Origin of the sequence: Streptomyces sp. NPDC015125 (assembly GCF_043080045.1) — a bacterium.
Classification (GTDB): domain Bacteria; phylum Actinomycetota; class Actinomycetes; order Streptomycetales; family Streptomycetaceae; genus Streptomyces.
Map to the genome: position 1 here is coordinate 155,974 of NZ_JBIBVF010000021.1, position 18,850 is coordinate 174,823.

The following is an 18,850-nucleotide window of genomic DNA, read 5'->3' on the forward strand; positions in this document are numbered from 1 at the left end:
GGCGGGTACGAACTCCGTGTGCGGGCCGTGATCTGCGGACCCGGCCACCGGTACGCTGGGGTTATGAGTGCTGGGACCCGTTCCGAGAAGCCGGCCGGTCGATTCCGCCGGCTGCTCGACAGGCTGTCCTCCTCCGAGGAGGAGCTGCAGTCCGCCGAGCTGCAGCAGGATGCGCAGGACGCGGGGTGCACCCGTATCTGCGACTGTGACGACCGGCAGATAGTGAAGGTCACCGGCACCCTGCGGCATGTGACGCTGCGGCCGCGCGCCGGTGTGCCCGCGCTCGAGGCGGAGCTGTTCGACGGCTCCGCGGCGCTCGACGTGGTGTGGCTCGGCCGCCGCTCCATCGTCGGGATCGAGCCGGGCCGTAAGCTCATCGCCTCGGGCCGGGTCTCCCTGAGCCACGGACGCCGGGTGCTCTTCAATCCGAAGTACGAACTCCGACCGCTCGGACAGGAGTAGCCGGTGACGTCTCACGACCGACCGACCACTGACGCGGAGGGCGGCCCCGACGCCTCCGCAGGCCCCTCGCCCGATCCGGGCGACCGAACAGACGCCGACAGCAGGCAGGTGACCGAGGCGGCGCTGTTCGAGGCGTTCGGCGGCGTACGCGGCATGGTGGAGACCGTGGTCCCCGGCCTCCTGTTCGTCACGATCTTCACCATCAACAAGGATCTGCACACCTCGGCGATCGCCGCGCTGGCCGTCTCGCTGGTGCTGGCGGCGGTGCGCCTGGTCCGCAAGGACACCGTCAAGCACGCCTTCAGCGGCGTCTTCGGGGTGGCCTTCGGTGTGGTCTTCGCGATGATGACGGGCAACGCCAAGGACTTCTATCTGCCGGGGATGCTCTACACCCTCGGACTGGCCCTCGCGTACATGATCACCACGCTCGCGGGTGTCCCGCTCATCGGCCTGATCCTGGGGCCGGTGTTCAAGGAGAACCTCTCCTGGCGCACCCGCAACCCGGGACGGAAGGCGGCGTACGCCAAGGCCAGCTGGGCCTGGGGGCTGATCCTCTTCGCCAAGTGCGCGATTCTCTTCCCGCTGTACTGGTGGGCGGACACCACCCAGCTCGGCTGGGTGCTGATCGCGCTGAAGATCCCGCCCTTCCTGCTCGCCGTCTATCTGACCTGGGTCTTCCTGGCGAAGGCGCCGGCGCCGATCGACGTTTTCGCCGAGATGGAGGCGAAGGAGCAGGCCGAAAAGGAGGCGGAGGAGCGGCGCCGCGGTGAGCGCGAGGTGCTCGACCGGGTCGCCGACGACGTCTACCAGGAGATGGCGTCCGAGGCCGCGACGGAGGCCGCCGACGAGCGGCCGCGGCGGGCCCGCCACCGCCGCTGACGGGACGGGCGGTCGGCACCGCACACACCTGCGCCCGGGGCCCGGGAACCGATCGGTTCCCAGGCCCCGGGCGTTTTCACGGCGGGTGGTGCGTGCCCCGGCGGACGGCCGCCGGGGCACGCACCGGGTGGACCACCGGCCGGCGCTACGCGTCCTCGCGCCGCACCGACAGCAGATCCTCCAGCTGCTCCTCGCGCGACTGGGCCGCGACGAACAGCAGCTCGTCGCCGGCCTCCAGCGCGTCCTCCTTGTTGGGCGTGAGCACCCGCGTACCGCGGATGATCGTCACCAGGGAGGTGTCCTCGGGCCACTCCACATCGCCCACCCGGGTGCCGGCCAGTGCGGCCTCCGGGGGCAGCGTCAGCTCGACGAGGTTGGCGTCGCCGTGGCTGAAGCGCAGCAGCCGGACGAGATCGCCGACGCTCACCGCCTCCTCGACCAGGGCCGACATCAGACGCGGCGTGGAGACCGCGACATCGACGCCCCAGGACTCGTTGAACAGCCACTCGTTCTTCGGGTTGTTGACCCGGGCGACCACCCGTGGCACGCCGTACTCGGTCTTGGCGAGCAGCGAGACGACGAGGTTGACCTTGTCGTCGCCGGTCGCCGCGATGACGACGTTGCAGCGCTGCAGCGCCGCCTCGTCGAGCGAGGTGATCTCGCAGGCGTCGGCCAGCAGCCACTCCGCCAGCGGCACCCGCTCGACCGAGATGGCGGTCGGTGCCTTGTCGATGAGCAGGATCTCGTGCCCGTTCTCCAGGAGCTCGCCCGCGATGGAACGGCCGACCGCGCCGGCGCCTGCGATCGCGACCCTCATGCGTGCGCCCCCTCAGGACCCGTGGCGAATGCTCCTTCGACCTTCTCGACCTCGTCGGTGCGCATCATGACGTGCACCAGGTCGCCTTCCTGGAGGACGGTCTGCGAGGTCGGCAGAATCGCCTCGCCCAGCCGGGTGAGGAAGGCGACGCGGACGCCGGTCTCCTCCTGGAGGGTGCTGATCTTGTGACCGACCCAGGAGGGGGAGGTGTGCACCTCCGCAAGCTGGACGCCGCCGCTCGGGTCCCGCCACAGCGGTTCGGCGCCCGACGGCAGCAGCCGGCGCAGCATCTGGTCGGCCGTCCAGCGGACGGTGGCGACGGTCGGGATGCCCAGGCGCTGGTAGACCTCGGCGCGGCGCGGGTCGTAGATACGGGCCGCGACATTCTCGACACCGAACATCTCACGGGCCACCCGGGCGGCGATGATGTTGGAGTTGTCACCGCTGGAGACGGCCGCGAATGCGCCTGCCTCCTCGATGCCGGCCTCGCGCAGGGTGTCCTGGTCGAAGCCGACGCCGGTCACCCGGCGGCCGCCGAAGGACGACCCCAGGCGACGGAACGCCGTCGGGTCCTGGTCCACCACGGCGATGGTGTGCCCCTGGCTCTCCAGGGTCTGCGCAAGCGCGGAGCCCACGCGCCCGCACCCCATGATGACGATGTGCATGCTGATTACCCCGTGCCCTGTACTAGCGCGCTGACCTGCACAAACACCCTGCTCACTGCTTTCTTCTCCCAGTACCGGCGACACGGAGCCACGGCTCGCGACAGACCGGGCGCGTCAGCGGGGGCGCTGGGCGCACCGTGGTCCGGTACAACCGTAGCCGTAATGGCGCTCCCGGTAGGGGGCGCGGTGGGCCGTGGTCGGATGCGGATCTGCGCCGTCCGCGCGGCGCCCTCTTGCGCCGGAATGCGCCGCGCGGCGCCCGTAAGGCACGCTACGAGGTGTGCCCAATCTGCCTCTCCAGCCCCAACAGGGCCATTGCGCCCCGCACATGGTGGTCTGCGGCGACGATGCGCTGGCGCATCGGCTCGCCGCCGAACTCCGGGACGTCTACGGCGAACGGGTGACGCTCGTCGTCCCCACCGCCCGGGAGCCGCACCGCCCCCGCATCCCGCCGCCGGCCCGTGCGCTGGACCGTGCGACCGCGCTGCTGGGCCGGATGTCGGCGGCGATGGCGCGTACGACACCGCTGCCGCCCGAGGGCCTCGACGACGGCGCAGAGGTGCAGGAGGAGGCCGTACGGGTCCTGGAGGCGGCACAGCCGGACGATGCGGCGCTGGCCGAGGCGGGCGTGGTCGAGGCGGACGCCCTGGCGCTGGTCTACGACGACGATGAGCTCAACATCCACGCCGCCCTGCGGGCCCGCCGGCTCAATCCCCGGCTGCGGCTGGTCATCCGGCTCTACAACCGCAAACTCGGCCAGTATCTGGAGGAGTTGCTCGACCAGGCGGCGGCGGTCGCCGCCCTGGGCTCCGACGATGCCGGGGACCCGGAGGCCGTCGATGCCTCCACAACCGTGCTGTCCGACGCCGACACCGTGGCCCCCGCGCTCGCGGCCGCCGCGGTCGCCGGTACCAGCAAGGTCATCGAGGCGGACGGGCTGCTGCTGCGCGCCGTGGAGCGTGCGCCGGTGCCTCCGGGCCGGCCCGGCGATCCGGGGCTGTGCACCCTGGCGCTGCTCTCCGCCTCCGCCAACGACCCCGAGGACGCTCCGAGTTCGGCGGCCGGCCACGACGGTCCGGTACTTCTGCCGGACGACGCCGCGGCCTCGGCCGCCCTCGGCTGCGGAACCGTCGTCCTGGAGACCGTCTCCTATACGGGGCGGCCGGTGCGGCCCCGCGGACTGCGCGGCCGCGGCGCACCGCTCGCCTCGCTCTTCTCCCGGCGGCTGCGCTGGTCGCTGGCCGCGGTCGTCGGCGCGGTGCTGGCGCTGGCCGTCGCCGGCTGGCTGACCGCCGGCGAGGAGCCGGTGCACGCCGCCTACCTCTCGCTCCTGGACCTCTTTGCGATCAACGACCCCGCGATCCACGATCCGACGCCCCGCAAGGTGCTGCAGCTGCTGTCCGGGCTGACCGGGCTGTTGCTGCTGCCGGTGCTGGTCGCGGCGGCGTTCGAGGGGCTCGGCACCTTCCGCAGCGCCTCGGCACTGCGCCGCCCGCCACGCGGCCTGTCGGGGCATGTGGTGCTGCTCGGCCTCGGCAAGGTCGGCACCCGGGTGCTGGCGAGGCTGCACGAGATGGGCATCCCCGTGGTGTGCATCGAAGGGGACCCGGAGGCGCGGGGCATCGCGCTGGCCCGCCGGCTACGGGTGCCGACCGTACTGGGCGACGTCACACAAGAAGGTGTCCTGGAAGCCGCGATGATCGAGCGAGCGGCCACTCTGCTCGCCCTGACCAGCGAGGACACCACCAACCTGGAGGCCGCCCTCTACGCCCGCTCGGTGCAGCCGCGGCTGCGGGTGACGCTGCGGCTGTTCGACGACCGGTTCGCCACCGCCGTCTACCGCACCCTGCGCGCCGCGCATCCGCGGGCGCTGACCCGCAGCCGGAGCGTCACGTACCTGGCCGCGCCCGCCTTCGCCGGCGCGATGATGGGCCGCCAGATCCTCGGGGCCATCCCCGTCGAGCGCCGGGTGCTGCTGGTCGCCCGGGTCGAGGCACGCGGCCATGTGGCGCTGGAGGGCCGTACGGTCGCCGAGGTGCTGCGGCCGGGGCGGCTACGGGTGCTGGCGGTCGACACCTCCGCACCCGACGACCCGGCGACGGACGGCGCGGCCACCGCGTCACCGCCCGACGCGGAGCGCGAGCCGGCACACCTGGTGCACGAGCTCGGCGACGGCTATGTCCTCCGGCCACAGGACCGGGTGCTGCTGGTCGCCACCCGGCAGGGGCTCGGTGATCTGCACGTCCGGCGCCACCGGGCCGCGGGCACCGGGGCCGGCGCCGCCCCGCAAGGGGTGACTCGGGGATGACGTCGGCGGAGGCCTTGCCCGACTCTCCGCCTGGCCATCTCCACGAGCAGCTCATGACCCCCGCTTCACCTCATGGTGACTCTCGCAGCGCGCTTCCGTGACCATCGGCGCCGATTCATGACAGGCGCCGCCGTCTTCGTGACGGACCGCGTCATTCCCGTGACGGACCGCGTCAACTCCATGACGGATCGCCTCACCCCGTGACGAACGCCACGGACACGGCCTGCCGGGGCCGCCCCGCGCGTGCGACGTGCGGATCCTGTGGAGGCGACGGGCCGCGATGCGCCCCTCAACAGGGCGGACGCGCCCCGCCGGCCATACTGCGGGCTCCGCCGAAGCCACCCGATCCGGTAGTGGGTGGGCGCAGACCTTGACGAAGGCTTAGCATCCTCTGCGTGTCCAAACTGACCGACGTGCCCAAACGGATCTTGATCGGGCGCGCACTGCGCAGCGACAAGCTCGGGGAGACCCTGCTTCCCAAGCGCATCGCACTCCCCGTCTTCGCCTCCGACCCGCTCTCCTCCGTGGCCTATGCGCCGGGCGAGGTGTTGCTCGTCCTGTCCGTCGCGGGTGTGTCTGCGTACAACTTCAGCCCCTGGATCGCGGTCGCGGTCGTGGTGCTGATGTTCACCGTCGTCGCGTCGTACCGGCAGAACGTGCACGCCTACCCGAGCGGCGGCGGTGACTACGAGGTCGCCAACACCAACCTCGGCCCCAAGGCCGGTCTCACCGTCGCCAGCGCACTGCTCGTCGACTATGTGCTGACCGTTGCGGTCTCCATCTCCTCCGGAGTGGAGAACCTGGGTTCCGCGATCCCGTTCGTCGTCCAGCACAAGACCCTGTGCGCGATCGGCATCATCGTGCTGCTCACGCTGATGAACCTGCGCGGCGTCAAGGAATCGGGCAAGCTCTTCGCGATCCCGACGTATGTCTTCGTGGCCGGCGTCTTCATCATGATCATCTGGGGTGTGATCCGGGGCGTCGTCCTGGGCGACACGATGAAGGCCCCCACCGCCGACTTCACCATCCACGCGGAACAGGGCGGCCTGGCGGGCTTCGCCCTGGTCTTCCTCCTGCTGCGGGCCTTCTCCTCCGGCTGCGCCGCGCTCACCGGCGTCGAGGCGATCTCCAACGGCGTCCCGGCCTTCCGCAAGCCGAAGTCCAAGAACGCCGCGACCACCCTGGCCCTCATGGGCGGGCTGGCCGTCACCATGTTCTGCGGCATCATCGGCCTGGCCATGGCCACCCACGTCCGGATGGCCGAGACCCCCGCCAAGGACCTGTTCCAGAACGGCAAGCCGATCGGTGCCGGCTACACCCAGGACCCGGTCATCTCACAGGTCGCCTCCGCCGTCTTCGGCAACGGCTCCTTCCTCTTCATCATCCTGGCCGCCGCCACCGCACTGGTCCTCTTCCTCGCAGCCAACACCGCCTACAACGGCTTCCCGCTGCTCGGCTCGATCCTCGCCCAGGACCGCTATCTGCCGCGCCAGCTGCACACCCGCGGTGACCGCCTGGCGTTCTCCAACGGCATCGTCCTGCTGGCCAGCGCCGCCGCGATCCTCGTCTACCTCTACGGCGCGGACTCCACCCGCCTCATCCAGCTCTACATCGTCGGCGTCTTCGTCTCGTTCACGCTCAGCCAGATCGGCATGGTCCGCCACTGGAACCGCCATCTGCGCAGCGAGACCGACCCGGCCAAGCGCCGCCGGATGCACCGCTCCCGCGCCATCAACGCCTTCGGCGCCTTCTTCACGGGCCTGGTCCTGGTCGTCGTCCTCCTGACCAAGTTCACCCACGGCGCCTGGGTGGCGCTGCTCGGCATGGTCATCTTCTTTGTGACGATGTCCGCGATCCGCCGCCACTACGACCGGGTCGCCGACGAGATCGCCGCCGAGGACACCCCCGACGACGACGTGGTCCGCCCCTCCCGGGTGCACTCCCTCGTCCTGGTCTCCAAGGTGCACAAGCCCACTCTGCGCGCCCTGAACTACGCCAAGCTGATGCGCTCCGACAGCCTCGAAGCGGTCAGCGTGGACGTCGACCAGGCCGACACCAAGGCCCTTCGGGAGGAGTGGGAGCGCCGCGGCATCGAGGTGCCGCTGAAGGTCCTGGCCTCCCCGTACCGCGAGATCACCCGGCCGATCATCGACTACGTCAAGTCGCTGCGCCGGGAGAGCCCGCGCGACGCCGTCTCCGTCTACATCCCCGAATACGTCGTCGGCCACTGGTACGAGCACCTCCTCCACAACCAGTCCGCACTCCGTCTCAAGGGCCGTCTCCTCTTCACCCCCGGCGTCATGGTCACCTCCGTGCCCTGGCAGCTGGACTCCTCCGAGGCCGCCAAGCTGCGCGCCCGCAAGCGCGCGGAGTGGAACGCTCCGGGTGCGGTCCGCCGTGGACCGGTCGCCCAGCCGAAGAAGGAAAAGGCGGCCACCAAGAAGTAGGAGGGCCGCCGCCCGGCAGGACACCGGGGCGCGGTACGGGCAGCGGGACGCGACGACGAGGAGTGGTGGTCCGCACGCCCCGACGAGGCGCGGTGTCCTGCCGGGCGGCCCCGGCACGGCACGGGGCCGGGGCATGACACGGTGGGACGTAGACTTGACGGTCGGCGTCCCGCCGTACCGCCCCCGCACCACCCACCTCAGGAGCCCTCCCGCCATGCAGGCAGAACCGAAGAAATCGCTGGTCGGCGAGGAGTACGAGGTCGAGGTCGGCCCGGTCGCACACGGCGGTCACTGCATCGCCCGCACCGACGAGGGCCAGGTCCTCTTCGTGCGGCACGCCCTGCCCGGCGAGCGGGTGATCGCCCGCGTCACCGACGGCGAGGAGGGCGCCCGCTTCCTGCGCACCGACGCGGTGGAGATCCTCACCCCCTCCAAGGACCGGGTCGAGGCCCCCTGCCCCTTCTCCGGCCCCGGCAAGTGCGGCGGCTGCGACTGGCAGCACGCCGCCCCCGGCGCCCAGCGCCGACTGAAGGCCTCGGTCATCGCCGAACAGCTGGAACGACTGGCCGGGCTGTCGCCGGACGACGCCCACTGGGACGGCACGGTCGAGCCCGCCCCGGGCGACAAGGTCGCCAAGGGCGAGGTTCCCGCCTGGCGCACCCGTGTGCAGTACGCCGTCGACGCCGACGGCCACGCGGGCCTGCGCAAGCACCGCTCACACGACGTCGAGCCGGTCACCCACTGCATGATCGCCGCCCCGGGCGTCTCCGAACTCGGCATCGAGAAGCGCGAGTGGCCCCAGATGGCCGCTGTCGAGGCGATCGCCGCCACCGGCTCCCACGACCGCCAGGTCATCCTCACCCCCCGCCCCGGCGGCCGCCTCCCCATCGTCGAACTCGACAAGCCGGTCTCCGTCCTGCGGATCGGCGAGAAGGACGGCGGGGTCCACCGCGTGCACGGCCGCCCCTTCGTCCGCGAGCGCGCCGCCGACCGCACCTGGCGGGTCGGCAACGGCGGCTTCTGGCAGGTCCACCCGAAGGCCGCGGACCTCCTCGTCGAGGCCGTCATGCAGGGCCTGATGCCCAAGAAGGGCGATATGGCCCTCGACCTGTACTGCGGCGTCGGCCTCTTCGCCGGCGCCCTCGCCGAACGCGTCGGCGACAAGGGCGCGGTCCTCGGCATCGAGTCCGGCAAGCGCGCCGTCGACGACGCCCGCCACAACCTCCAGGACCTCGACCGGGTACGCATCGAACACGGCAAGGTCGACGCGATCCTCCCCCGGACCGGCATCACCGACGTCGACCTCATCGTCCTCGACCCGCCCCGCGCCGGCGCCGGCAAGAAGACCGTCAACCACCTCGCCTCCCTCACCCCCCGCCGCATCGCCTACGTCGCCTGCGACCCGGCGGCCCTCGCCCGCGACCTCAAGTACCTCGCGGAGGCGGGGTATGTGCCGCGGCGCATGCGGGCGTTTGATTTGTTCCCGATGACGCACCATGTGGAGTGCGTCGTGGTGCTGGAGAAGGCGGCCAAGGGCGCCTGACCTGCGGGTTTTATGCGTGCGCATGATGTGCGGTGTGGGCGTAAGGCCGGCTCGGTGCCTGGGAGCGCAGGGAAGCTCCGCTCGCTGTCGTGGCATGAACCTTCCTTCGCCCTGCCCCGTGTGGGCGGGGCGAAGGCAGCTGTGTGAGGGACGATCCCGGCTCATGAGGGCTCGTCGGCCGGCTGGTCCCCTGTGTAAGCGTTCGGCGGTCGTCGGTGTCGAACGGCCACGGATAGGCGCCGGCACCGACCTTCGACATCTCACGCAACGCCTCCCGTCTTGCCGGGAGCTTTGGCGGAGTACTCGGTCGGCGGGCAGCAGGTCGAGCGGTGCCGCCTATGCCGCGGCCCACTCCAGCCGCTCCGCCTCCTCGGCCGTAACCGGTGTGCCGTCGGTTCGGGCGCGAGCTGCCTGGCAGAAGGCGCGGATTTCAGCTGGCTGTTGCTGCCCGGCTCGATGAGGATCTTCGCGCGGTGCTGCTTGATCTGCTGCTCACGAGCCTGAGCAGTGGCTGGTAGTTGCGCGGGATGTTGAAGAGGACCCCGTAGGGGGATCCGAAGTCCACGTCGGCGTGGTGCAGTTCGGCCGATCCGGCCAGGACTGACTCCTTCTCAGTGTCCGGGTCACTCTCGCCGGGGACGGGCGCGTACGGGGGTACCTCGTCCGCGGCGGCGTTCATCCGGAGGGCCGCACTCGGCTTCTGGCGCGGTGCATTTTTGCCTTTGCCGTACCCAGGCAGCCAGGTGCGGATCGCGCAGGCACGAACTCGACGCCGCCCGCTCTGACCTCATCTCAGGGCCCGCAATGCCCAGCCATCTGGTGAACACTCAACACGGACGCACCACCGTGTCACCAGGGGATTGGATCTACCTCCTGGCGCAGGGCCCTTGCGTGATGTCCCAGACGCGTCGTCGGGGCGTCACCCACGGGGCCGGATTCAGTCATCACGTCGCTATTCGCATATTCTTCCGGTCGCCATTCTCTGGGCGCCTGGGGATTACCAACGGATCCCAATGGATGCCAGGGTTCTGCTGGTGGCGGCGAGACTCCAGCGCATAGAATATCGCGCGCTGCTCGCGATGGCGGTCGGCGAGGTCGGTGAGGTCGGCGGTGGGGGCGGGGATACCGTGATTGATCTGCAAAAACACTCACTGCAGGGCGGCGCTGTCCGGGGTTCTGAACGCGCGTTCGCTTTTTCTGGCCCGCGGCACTTACGGCTCGTCCGCAATATCGCTAAAAGATCATGAAAAGGCGGTCCACGCAGCAGCAGTGGGCCGCCCTTTTCCTTTTCCGTGGCGTTCGCGACGGGCTTCCGCTCCTGGGCCAGGAAGTGGACGTCAGCGAGAAGCGGTTTCGTTTTCACGACAAGAGAAGTGTGGAGTGTGATGCCATGAACCGACTCGGCAAAGACTCGCGCCGGTTAGTCCGGAGGCTTGTGGAGCCGCCGGCGCGCATCGCGTTATCTGTTCTTTTGCTGGCAGGCGGTGCCGTGGGTGCGACGGCCGGACCGGCCGCCGCTTCGACCGCCGACGGCACGCTGACGGTTGAGGTGCTGCGCGACTTCTTCGGCACCGGCGTGATCAACGCGACGATGGACGTGCCGCAGCGGGGCATGAAGGTGGAGATCTCCGACCCCGCTGGGCACGTTGTCACCGGCGTCACGGATGTCACCGGGAAGGTCGTGGTGTCGCGGTCGACCGTGCTGAGCGGCGGCCGGTACCGCGTCGACGTCAGCATCCCGGCGCCGTACAGCGGCCATCTGCAGGCGGCGCCTGCGTCCACGGCGGGGAACCACTTCGACAGCTTCACGTCGTTCGTGGATGTGTCCGGCGGAAAGAACGCCTCGGTGGTGACGGGGGTGTGGGATCCGGCCGACTACACGCTGCCGGACTCGCGGTACTTCGTGCCGATCCACAGCGGCGCCAACGGGACCGACAACCGGGCGTTGGTGGCATTCGGGACGAAGATCCGGGGCACGTGTCCCACCGATGTGGCGTGCCCGACCACGCTGGCCACGCAGGACCAGGTGGGCACGACGTTCGGGTTGGCGTACGACAAGCACCGGACCCGGCTGTTCCAGAGCGCGTTCGCCCGCCGGTACGCCCCGTACGGGCCGCAGGGCGGGGGCGCGATCTACACGGTGCCGGTCAACGGCTCGGGTGCGCCGGAGCTGTTCGCGCGGGTGCCGGACGCCGCGGTGACGCGGCACGACACCGCCAACATGATCAAGGATCCCGGGTTCACCGACGCGCCGGGCAAGGAGAGCATCGGTGGCCTGGCCCTGTCGGAGGACGGTTCCACGCTGTACGCGGTGAACCTGCGGACCCGCAGCCTGGTGAGCTTCGACGCGACAGGGGCCACCGCCGCGGCGCCCAAGTCGACGGTCCCGATCCCGGACCCGGGGTGCGCGAGCCCCGACGACTGGCGGCCGTTCGGTCTCCAGGTCCACAACAACACGCTGCACGTCGGCGGCGTGTGCAGCGCGGAGAGCACCCAGCAGCGCGCGGACCTGAAGGCCTTCGTCTCCACCTACGACGGCAAGCGCTTCACCACGGTGCTGAGCCACCCGCTCACGGACGAACGCGGCAGCGTCTTCGGTTCCGGCGACAAGGCCACCCACTGGAACCCGTGGAACACCAGCCCGGACACGTGGGACGACCGGAAGGCGGGCAGCGTCTTCATCGATCCGCAGCCGGAGCTGGCCTCCCTCGCCTTCGCCCGCGACGGCTCGATGATCCTGGGCTTCCGCGACCGGTTCATGGACGTGCTCAGTTGGGGAGGGCTGGACCCCCGCCCGGGGAACGACACGGCGGAAAACGGCATGTCCGGTGGTGACATCACCATGGTCTGCGCCACTCCCGCCGGTGAATACCAGTGGGAAGGCACCGGGAGCTGCCCCAACCACGCCACCCCCGCCAACAATGGCGGCCAGGCCGCCGATGTCGTCGAATACTTCCCGGGCGACTTTTACGCCAACGCGCACCAGGAGACTGCGCTGGGGTCGGTGGCCTATATCCCGCAGCAGCAGTGGGTCGTCAGCACGGAGTTCGACCCGGTCGTCAACGTCGCGACCTCAGGGACCGGTTACCACGACATCACGACCGGTCAGGGCCCGGGCAACAACCCGACCGCCAACGGGTTCCAGTTCGTCAGCCAGGCACAAGGCGGGTTCGGCAAGGCCGGCGGGCTCGGTGACATCGCGTACGCGGCGGCGAACGCGCCGATCCAGATCGGCAACGTCGTGTGGTTCGACGGCGACCACAACGGGATCCAGGACCCGGGGCACGTGCTGCTGCCGGGGGCGACGATCAACCTGCTGGACGCGGACGGCAAGCAGGTCGCCACGACCAGGACCAATGCCGCCGGCGAGTACTACTTCGGTGGTGTCGGCGCCGCGTACGAGCTCACGCCGGGCGCGAAGTACACGGTGCAGTTCGACGTGTGCACCGCGGACACCAGCCAGGTGCCCGAGCAGCCCCCGGCGAGCGAGCTGAGATTCACGCGCCCGCGGGCCGGTGCCAACCGTGCGCACGACTCCAATGTGACCCCGCCGACCACCGGACCGTTGTGCAACGGCTACGCGCCTGTCACGGCGCCGGACAAGCCGGGCGGGGTCGATCACACGATCGACGCCGGGGTGTACATCCCGAAGGAAACGCCGACCCCGACCCCCACACCGACCCCGACCCCGACCCCGACCCCGACCCCGACCCCGACGCCGACTCCCACGCCGACGCCGACTTCCACACCGACACCGACACCGACGCCGACACCCACACCCACACCGACTCCGACGCCGCCCGCGGCCTCCCCGCCGTCGTCGCCCGCGCCGCCTGCCCACCGCCCGGCCCCGGCCGGTGGAGGCGGGGGTTCGCTGGCGAACACCGGTACGCCGGGGCTGGCGGAGATGATCGGCATCGTCGGTCTGCTGGTGGGTGCGGGCCTGGTCATCGCGTTCGTGACCCGGAATCGTCGCGCCCGGCAACACTGAACGAACCGCACAACGCTGATCTGCCCGTCCGCGACCCGGACGGCGCGGACGGGCAGATCACGTCTCGGCCGGTCCACGAGGGCCGGCCTTGGCGTGGTCTGCCACCGGACTGCCGAGTGCCGCTGCGAGCCCGCGGCGGCCGGACGGTGTGGTGATCGAAAGGATGAATCGGAGAGTGTCAGCGTCGAACCGCGTGCGGAGCGTGAGAATCCGGCAAGCCCCACCGGGTCGTCCGGCTGACCGGCGCCGGTGGCCGCCCTCGCGCCGGGCCGCGGCCGTCCTCGGCATCGCGGCCGTCGCGGTGGCCGCGGTGGCCGCGTTCCTGGTCGCCGACGGCGGCTCCGGCGCCGGCGGTCCGCGCCCGCTGACGACGGATGAGGCGAGCCGGCTGGCGATCACGCGATTCCGTAACTACCAGGCGCAGGGCCGCGCGGTGACGATCACCGTGCCGAGCACGGCCGGCGGGCTGACCGTCACCGGGTCCGTCGACTATCGGCGCAAGGCCGGTTACGGCGTGGTGCACGGCACCGGGCGCGACAAGTCGAGCGACGGGCTGATCCAGTGGACGCCCACCTCGGTGCACGTCCGCCCGATGACGGACGCCCCGGCGCACGCACCCGCCTCGCCGCCCCGTTCGGGCTGGTACGACCGTCCGCTGCTGTCGTCCGGCAGCGCGCTGGACACCTCCCTGTCCATCGCGCTCGGTCTCGGCGGCGACCGGCCGGACAATGCCGAACTGCTGCCGCAGAACGGCGCCGCTTGGTGGGGGCGGGAGCAGGTGGACGGGCGCCGGGTGGACGTCATGACCGGACCGTCCTCCCCTGACCACTCCGGTACGGCGGGCAACGTGCGCTACTGGATCGGCTCCGACGGCACCATGCACCGGGTCCGCGTCAGCGTGGGTTCGCAGCCGGAGCCGGTAGTCATCGATTTCGACACCCACAAGTACGTTCCGGTCAAGCCGGTACCCGGAACCACCCCGACCCGGTAGCCGCTGCTCAGGACGTCTGCACCCGCGCGTTCGCGGCGAGCAGGGACGCCGGCGGCAGCCGGATGCCCTCCGTCTTCGGCAGGGCCGGGACGGGCGGGACAGCGGTGGCGCCCGCGGTGGCGGCGTCGGGGAACTGCGGCTGCGGAGCAGGCGCCGCGACCTCGGTGAACGGGATGCCACCGGGTGCCGTCGGCGCCGCCCACGTGCCGGCCGGCGAGGACGACCCGGCCGGAAGCGGGCAGGCGGCAGTCGTCGCGAGCCGGGCGGGCACGGTGGTGCGCAGATCGTTGCCGCGCAGGCAGTTGCCGCGTCCCCGGGTCGCGGTGGGGAACGTCCAGCCGACGTCGACGCCGTTGCCGGTGAACGTGTTGTCCACGATCTGGTTGCCGACCGGAGGCATGTCGGCGGTCGCGGTGATCACCAGCCCGGCGTTGCGGTTGCCGGCGATGCGGTTGCGGATGAACCGGTTGTCGCTGCCGCCGTCGATGCCGATGCCGGTGCCCCACCCGCCGTCGGCCTGCTCCGGGGTGGCCGACTGCTGGTTGGTGGCGATCAGATTGCCCGCGATGACGGAGCCCCGCTGCGGGAGCAGTTTCTCCTGGTGGTCGGAGTTGGTGGTGAGTCCGACCCGGTTGCCGACCAGGCGGTTGCCGACCACGTACATGTCCTCGCTGGCGTTGGTGCCTTCGTAACCGACTGCGTTGAGTTCGGCGACGTTGTCCCGCACCACGATGTTGCAGGGCTTGCACTGGCCGACATAGATCCCCGAGTCGGCGCCGCCCGACGCGTACGAGTGCTCGATGACACCGTTCCGCGCGGAGAACGCGTAGATGCCGTACAGACCGTTGCGGGTCGCGGTCACATACGAGACCAGGAACGACTTCAGGAAGGTGACGGGCTCATCGCCGGTGTCGTAGCCGCCGCTTTGCCCCGGCAGCCCGGCGGCCGCCTTCGCCGAACCGGTGACCAGCACGCCGTTCTGCGTGTTGTTCTCCACGGTCAGGTTCTCCACGGCCACCCCGGGCGCCGCGACGACGACACCGTTCGGCTGCTGCAACCGCCCGTCGATGACGACCTTGTCCCGGGACGCACCGCGAAGAGTGATGCGCGCCGTGCCGATCTTCACCGACTCGTGGTACACGCCCGGCGCTACCAGCACCAGGTCACCGGGACGAGCCAACGACACCGCATCCGAGATCGTCGGGGCATCGGCAGGCACTCGGATCGTCACCTCCGCACCGGCCGGTCGCCGGCCTTTGCCCGATCCGCCATCGTCGCCGCTGCAGCCGACCACAAGCGTCAGCGTGCCCAGTACCGCCGCCACCACGCGAAGAGCTAATCGAGGCATGATCCCAGTCTGGCATGACGCCCAAGTCCAAGCCAGAATCGGGAGGTTGACCGGCACGTGCGATGCGGCTGTGGCACTCTGCACACCATGCACCGAGCCGATCACCATCCGTCGCGCCGCAGGTTCCTCGATGTCACCGGCGCCGTGGTGGCCGCCGGTCTGGCCGCCGGGTGCACATCGGACTCCGCCCGGTCAGGCCGGCACGCTCTTACCCCAGCGGCCACGCCGACGCCGGTTGCGGCGATGGGCCGGCATCAGGCAGGCATCGCGCTTCCCCAGCCGGCCCAGGGCAACCTGCTGGCCGTGGTGGCCGACCTCTGCGCCACCGTGGCTCCCGGCCCGTTACTGGCCGAACTCGGCCAGGCCATCCGCACACTCACCACGGGGACCGACGCGCGGCTGCTGGGCCTGCCGCCGGGCGACCTCACCGTGACCGTCGGCGTGGGTCCCCGGCTGGTGCACACGGCCGGTGCCTCGCTGCCCGGCGCGACCGACCTCCCGCGATTCTCCCGCGAACGGATCGCCCCACGGGCACGCGGCGGAGACCTGCTGATGCAGATCTGCGCCAGCGACGCACTGCTCTTACCGGTCGTCGCCGCCGCTCTCCTGGACCAGGCCGGTGACCGCATCCGCGAACGCTGGCGGCAGTCCGCACGCCGCGGTACGAACGTGTCCGTCGGCAACGGCCTTACCGCGCCACGAAACCCGCTCGGCTTCATCGATGGCATCGTGGGCCCGCACACGACCGCCGAACAACAACGCGACCTGTGGCTGGCCGGGCCCCCGACGGTCGCCGGCGGCACCCTTGCCGTGCTGCGGCGCATGGAACTCGACCTGCCAAGGTTCGCCGCCCTGTCCGTAGCCGAGCAGGAAGCAGCCTTCGGGCGGCGCCGGGCCAGCGGCGTCCCCCTCTCCGGCGGCACCGCCGCCTCGGGCCCGGAACTCGGCGCCAAGACACCGGACGGGCGCTATCTCGTCCCCGCGGACGCCCATGTGCGCAGAGCGCACGCCACCGTGGTCGGGGTCGGGCTCATGCTCCGCCGCTCCTACAGCACCGACGAGCCCGCCCCTGGCCTGCTCTTCATCAGCTTCCAGAACGACCTGCGGACCTTCATCGCCACCCTCACCCACATGGACACCTCCGACGCGCTGCTGCAGTTCACCACCACAACCGCCAGCGCGACATTCCTGATCCTCCCCGGCTTCGACCGGCAACACCCGCTCGGTTCCCAGCTGTTCGGCTGAGCACGCCGCACCCGTGGCGTCGGCCTGATCAGACAGCTGACCGGCAGTGCCTCAGACCAGGAGGGAGTCGGGAACGGGCCCCCGACAGTCACCAAGAGCACCGTGAGGGTCGGGGAAAACGCGCAGTCCGCCCCGTGCCGTTCCTGCGTCGCGTCAACGAGGTCCGTGGCCCTTCCGTCACGGGCCCGGGTGGCGGCGACGAAGAGCTGGTTGCGGACCGGCCGCTCCGGGGTTGTCCAGCCAAGGGCGTGCGGTTCCCTTTGGACGGCTGGACGACCGGGGGCCTGGGGCGGCGCTGTGGAGAAAGCGCTGTGGCGGCAGACCTCTAGAGAACGTTCTGCAGCAGCAGACACAGGGCGACGGCAAGTGGATAGCAGCCGATACCCGCCCAGGTGAGCAGTCGGCGTGAACTACGGCGCCCGAGCCGGACGAGCGCCAGCCCGGAGTGCGTCACCACCAAGGCGAGGAAGGGGAGGTCTTTCCGGAGGCCGTAAGCGAACGCGAAGTACACCCAAAGCCAGGGAAGAAGGATTGCGAAAAAGAGGGGGAGCAGCGCCCAGGACCGCACCTGGCGCTGCATGTATTGGTCCGTAGGGTTGCGTGTCTCGCCGCCGAGTTCAAGCGATGGAAGATTGCTGCTGTCATCGCCGAATATTTTCACCGCTGCACATTATCAGTGCGCAATGAACACGTCAAAGATGCAAATGGGGGCGGGGGGAATCTTTCGGTCGATCCGGATGAGCTGGCTGGTTTGGGAAAGCAGGTGAAGCGAGCCATCGATGATGTCGAGGAATCTCGGGGTTATATCGCCGTTTAATTCAACCCGGTCGACGAGGCGAAGAAGCTGACCGCCGGGGACCAGACCGGGTATGCGCAGTGCGCCAAGGCGGGGAAGGGTATGGGTGACTTTTATGAGGACCTCGCGGAGAACATCAAGGCCGGCAACACGACACTGGACAAGTCCTGGAACGCCAAGGCGGCGGACGCCGCGTATATCTACTTCGAGACGCTCTCGAAAGGCATCGAAGAAATGAAGAACACCTTCGTCGATCTTAAGGAGAACCACGAAAAGCCAAGCCCCTCGCCTTCGCCGGCAAGGTGGTCCACGCCGTCGACCCGTTGACCTACGTCTTCAAGGGCCCGGCGCGGGCCTTCGAACATCGGTGACGTGGTGGCCCACCTCAAGGACGCGGGCCACATCGAGGCCCCGAAGATCGCCGAGGGCGCCTGCAGCCTGCCCGAGGGCTCCGTCGAGATGCCGGACGGCACGGTGCAACTGCCCAAGTGCGCCGCGGTTCCGGACGGCGCGATCAAGCTCCCGGACGGCAGCATCAAGCTGCCCAAGGACACGGTCACCCTGCCGCCGAACACGGTGAGGGACCCGGGCAGTGGGAAGTACATGACCGCCAGAGGCGACCTCGACAACGAGGGCGGTAGCCGCTTCCGGCGCGCCGAGGACGCCCCCAAGGCCAAGCCCGTCCAACCCGTCGCGGGCGCGGACACCCCACGGACCCTGACCCCGGTCCGTCAGGGTCAGCCTGTCTTGGTCGGCGTCGGCGGACACGGCGGCGACGCCACACGCGTCGGGCTCGGGCCTCTCAGGCCCGGTGGGCCCCGGCGACGGTGTCCCTGGCGGGCGGGTCAGCGACGACTCTCCGGATGGCGCTGCTGATCACCGGCCCGGTGGCCGGGGCGCCGACCCCACTGTCGGCCCTCCCGCCGGCCTCGAACCGCACACCCGCCACAGTGGCGGGCACGGTAATGGGCCCGGCAGAGAGGGGGGTGTCGTCTCGGGCGGTGCCCTCGTCTGCCTGCTCCAGCTCTTCCGACGGGGCTGCTGAGATCGGCGAGGCGCCGTTGGCCGCTGCCGCAACGGCGGCGCTCGGCGCACCTCCTGGAGGGCGGCGAAACCTTCAGCGGAGTGGGAGGACAGGACCAACGCTCCATGCGTCCATCACAGTCCCCCTCGCAGGCGGCCTCCACCGCGAGTGTGCTGACCCGGGACAAGCATCGGAATGCGCATGCCTTGTGGGTGCCCCGGTGACCAGGTGGTCCGGCGACCTAGGCACTGTTTCTCGGATCATGTTCGGAGCCAGATCATGAGGGTCGCGACCGTGATGGTTCCGAGGTAGACGTAGGCGCGTTTCTCGTAGC

General features: G+C 70.3%; 15 protein-coding genes. 11 read left to right on the forward strand and 4 right to left on the reverse strand.

Features of this window, described 5'->3' with window-relative positions; genetic code table 11:
• Positions 1-63 precede the first annotated feature (63 nt).
• Complete coding sequence (locus ACF088_RS32415; protein WP_030088861.1) at positions 64-462, forward strand: OB-fold nucleic acid binding domain-containing protein; 399 nt, start codon at positions 64-66, stop codon at positions 460-462.
• 3 nt (positions 463-465) lie between these two features.
• Complete coding sequence (locus ACF088_RS32420) at positions 466-1,341, forward strand: DUF3159 domain-containing protein (protein WP_392379442.1); 876 nt, start codon at positions 466-468, stop codon at positions 1,339-1,341.
• Between the two features lie 145 nt (positions 1,342-1,486).
• Here ACF088_RS32420 and ACF088_RS32425 read toward each other — a convergent pair whose 3' ends face one another.
• Positions 1,487-2,158: a TrkA family potassium uptake protein gene (locus ACF088_RS32425; RefSeq protein WP_030088864.1), complete on the reverse strand. Its 672-nt coding sequence runs from the start codon at positions 2,156-2,158 to the stop codon at positions 1,487-1,489.
• On the reverse strand, positions 2,155-2,823 hold the full coding sequence (locus ACF088_RS32430) for a potassium channel family protein (RefSeq protein ID WP_392379443.1): 669 nt from the start codon (positions 2,821-2,823) through the stop codon (positions 2,155-2,157). The genes ACF088_RS32425 and ACF088_RS32430 overlap by 4 nt, the downstream gene beginning before the upstream one ends.
• A 328-nt stretch (positions 2,824-3,151) precedes the next feature.
• On the opposite strand from ACF088_RS32430, the gene ACF088_RS32435 reads away from it, so the two are divergent.
• From ACF088_RS32435 to ACF088_RS32460, 6 genes are all read left to right on the forward strand, one after another.
• Positions 3,152-5,131 carry an NAD-binding protein gene (locus ACF088_RS32435; protein ID WP_392379462.1) on the forward strand — a complete coding sequence of 660 codons (1,980 nt, stop codon included), beginning with the start codon at positions 3,152-3,154 and terminating at the stop codon, positions 5,129-5,131.
• Positions 5,132-5,526: 395 nt separating this feature from the next.
• A complete protein-coding gene (locus ACF088_RS32440) occupies positions 5,527-7,578 on the forward strand; it encodes an APC family permease (protein ID WP_392379444.1) in 2,052 nt (683 codons plus the stop codon).
• A 214-nt stretch (positions 7,579-7,792) separates the two neighbouring features.
• Positions 7,793-9,121 carry a class I SAM-dependent RNA methyltransferase gene (locus ACF088_RS32445; RefSeq protein ID WP_392379445.1) on the forward strand — a complete coding sequence of 443 codons (1,329 nt, stop codon included), beginning with the start codon at positions 7,793-7,795 and terminating at the stop codon, positions 9,119-9,121.
• Positions 9,122-10,134: 1,013 nt separating this feature from the next.
• The gene (locus ACF088_RS32450; RefSeq protein ID WP_392379446.1) at positions 10,135-10,368 is read left to right on the forward strand and encodes a hypothetical protein; all 234 of its coding nucleotides are present in this window, start codon (positions 10,135-10,137) and stop codon (positions 10,366-10,368) included.
• Positions 10,369-10,511: 143 nt separating this feature from the next.
• Positions 10,512-13,112: an SdrD B-like domain-containing protein gene (locus tag ACF088_RS32455; protein WP_392379447.1), complete on the forward strand. Its 2,601-nt coding sequence runs from the start codon at positions 10,512-10,514 to the stop codon at positions 13,110-13,112.
• Between the two features lie 310 nt (positions 13,113-13,422).
• Positions 13,423-14,103: a hypothetical protein gene (locus ACF088_RS32460; RefSeq protein ID WP_392379463.1), complete on the forward strand. Its 681-nt coding sequence runs from the start codon at positions 13,423-13,425 to the stop codon at positions 14,101-14,103.
• A 7-nt stretch (positions 14,104-14,110) separates the two neighbouring features.
• Here the strand turns inward: ACF088_RS32460 and ACF088_RS32465 are convergent, their stop codons facing one another.
• Positions 14,111-15,451 carry a right-handed parallel beta-helix repeat-containing protein gene (locus ACF088_RS32465; protein ID WP_392379448.1) on the reverse strand — a complete coding sequence of 447 codons (1,341 nt, stop codon included), beginning with the start codon at positions 15,449-15,451 and terminating at the stop codon, positions 14,111-14,113.
• An 87-nt stretch (positions 15,452-15,538) separates the two neighbouring features.
• Here ACF088_RS32465 and ACF088_RS32470 point away from each other — a divergent pair, with 87 nt between their 5' ends.
• Complete coding sequence (locus ACF088_RS32470; RefSeq protein WP_392379449.1) at positions 15,539-16,696, forward strand: Dyp-type peroxidase; 1,158 nt, start codon at positions 15,539-15,541, stop codon at positions 16,694-16,696.
• 325 nt (positions 16,697-17,021) lie between these two features.
• Here ACF088_RS32470 and ACF088_RS32475 read toward each other — a convergent pair whose 3' ends face one another.
• Positions 17,022-17,276, reverse strand: a complete 255-nt coding sequence (locus tag ACF088_RS32475) for a hypothetical protein (protein WP_392379450.1) — start codon at positions 17,274-17,276, stop codon at positions 17,022-17,024.
• 318 nt (positions 17,277-17,594) lie between these two features.
• Between ACF088_RS32475 and ACF088_RS32480 the strand changes: the two genes are divergently transcribed.
• Positions 17,595-17,819: a hypothetical protein gene (locus ACF088_RS32480; protein ID WP_392379451.1), complete on the forward strand. Its 225-nt coding sequence runs from the start codon at positions 17,595-17,597 to the stop codon at positions 17,817-17,819.
• Between the two features lie 45 nt (positions 17,820-17,864).
• Complete coding sequence (locus tag ACF088_RS32485; protein ID WP_392379452.1) at positions 17,865-18,368, forward strand: hypothetical protein; 504 nt, start codon at positions 17,865-17,867, stop codon at positions 18,366-18,368.
• Positions 18,369-18,850 lie beyond the last annotated feature (482 nt).

Excerpts from the sequence above, each read along its gene's own strand:
- ACF088_RS32415 (WP_030088861.1), top strand. The coding sequence starts at position 64 with ATGAGTGCTGGGACCCGTTCCGAGAAGCCGGCCGGTCGATTCCGCCGG.
- ACF088_RS32425 (WP_030088864.1), bottom strand. The coding sequence starts at position 2,158 with ATGAGGGTCGCGATCGCAGGCGCCGGCGCGGTCGGCCGTTCCATCGCG.
- ACF088_RS32430 (WP_392379443.1), bottom strand. The coding sequence starts at position 2,823 with ATGCACATCGTCATCATGGGGTGCGGGCGCGTGGGCTCCGCGCTTGCG.
- ACF088_RS32435 (WP_392379462.1), top strand. The coding sequence starts at position 3,152 with ATGGTGGTCTGCGGCGACGATGCGCTGGCGCATCGGCTCGCCGCCGAA.
- ACF088_RS32445 (WP_392379445.1), top strand. The coding sequence starts at position 7,793 with ATGCAGGCAGAACCGAAGAAATCGCTGGTCGGCGAGGAGTACGAGGTC.
- ACF088_RS32450 (WP_392379446.1), top strand. The coding sequence starts at position 10,135 with ATGGATGCCAGGGTTCTGCTGGTGGCGGCGAGACTCCAGCGCATAGAA.
- ACF088_RS32455 (WP_392379447.1), top strand. The coding sequence starts at position 10,512 with ATGAACCGACTCGGCAAAGACTCGCGCCGGTTAGTCCGGAGGCTTGTG.
- ACF088_RS32465 (WP_392379448.1), bottom strand. The coding sequence starts at position 15,451 with ATGCCTCGATTAGCTCTTCGCGTGGTGGCGGCGGTACTGGGCACGCTG.
- ACF088_RS32470 (WP_392379449.1), top strand. The coding sequence starts at position 15,539 with ATGCACCGAGCCGATCACCATCCGTCGCGCCGCAGGTTCCTCGATGTC.
- ACF088_RS32475 (WP_392379450.1), bottom strand. The coding sequence starts at position 17,276 with ATGCAGCGCCAGGTGCGGTCCTGGGCGCTGCTCCCCCTCTTTTTCGCA.
- ACF088_RS32480 (WP_392379451.1), top strand. The coding sequence starts at position 17,595 with ATGGGTGACTTTTATGAGGACCTCGCGGAGAACATCAAGGCCGGCAAC.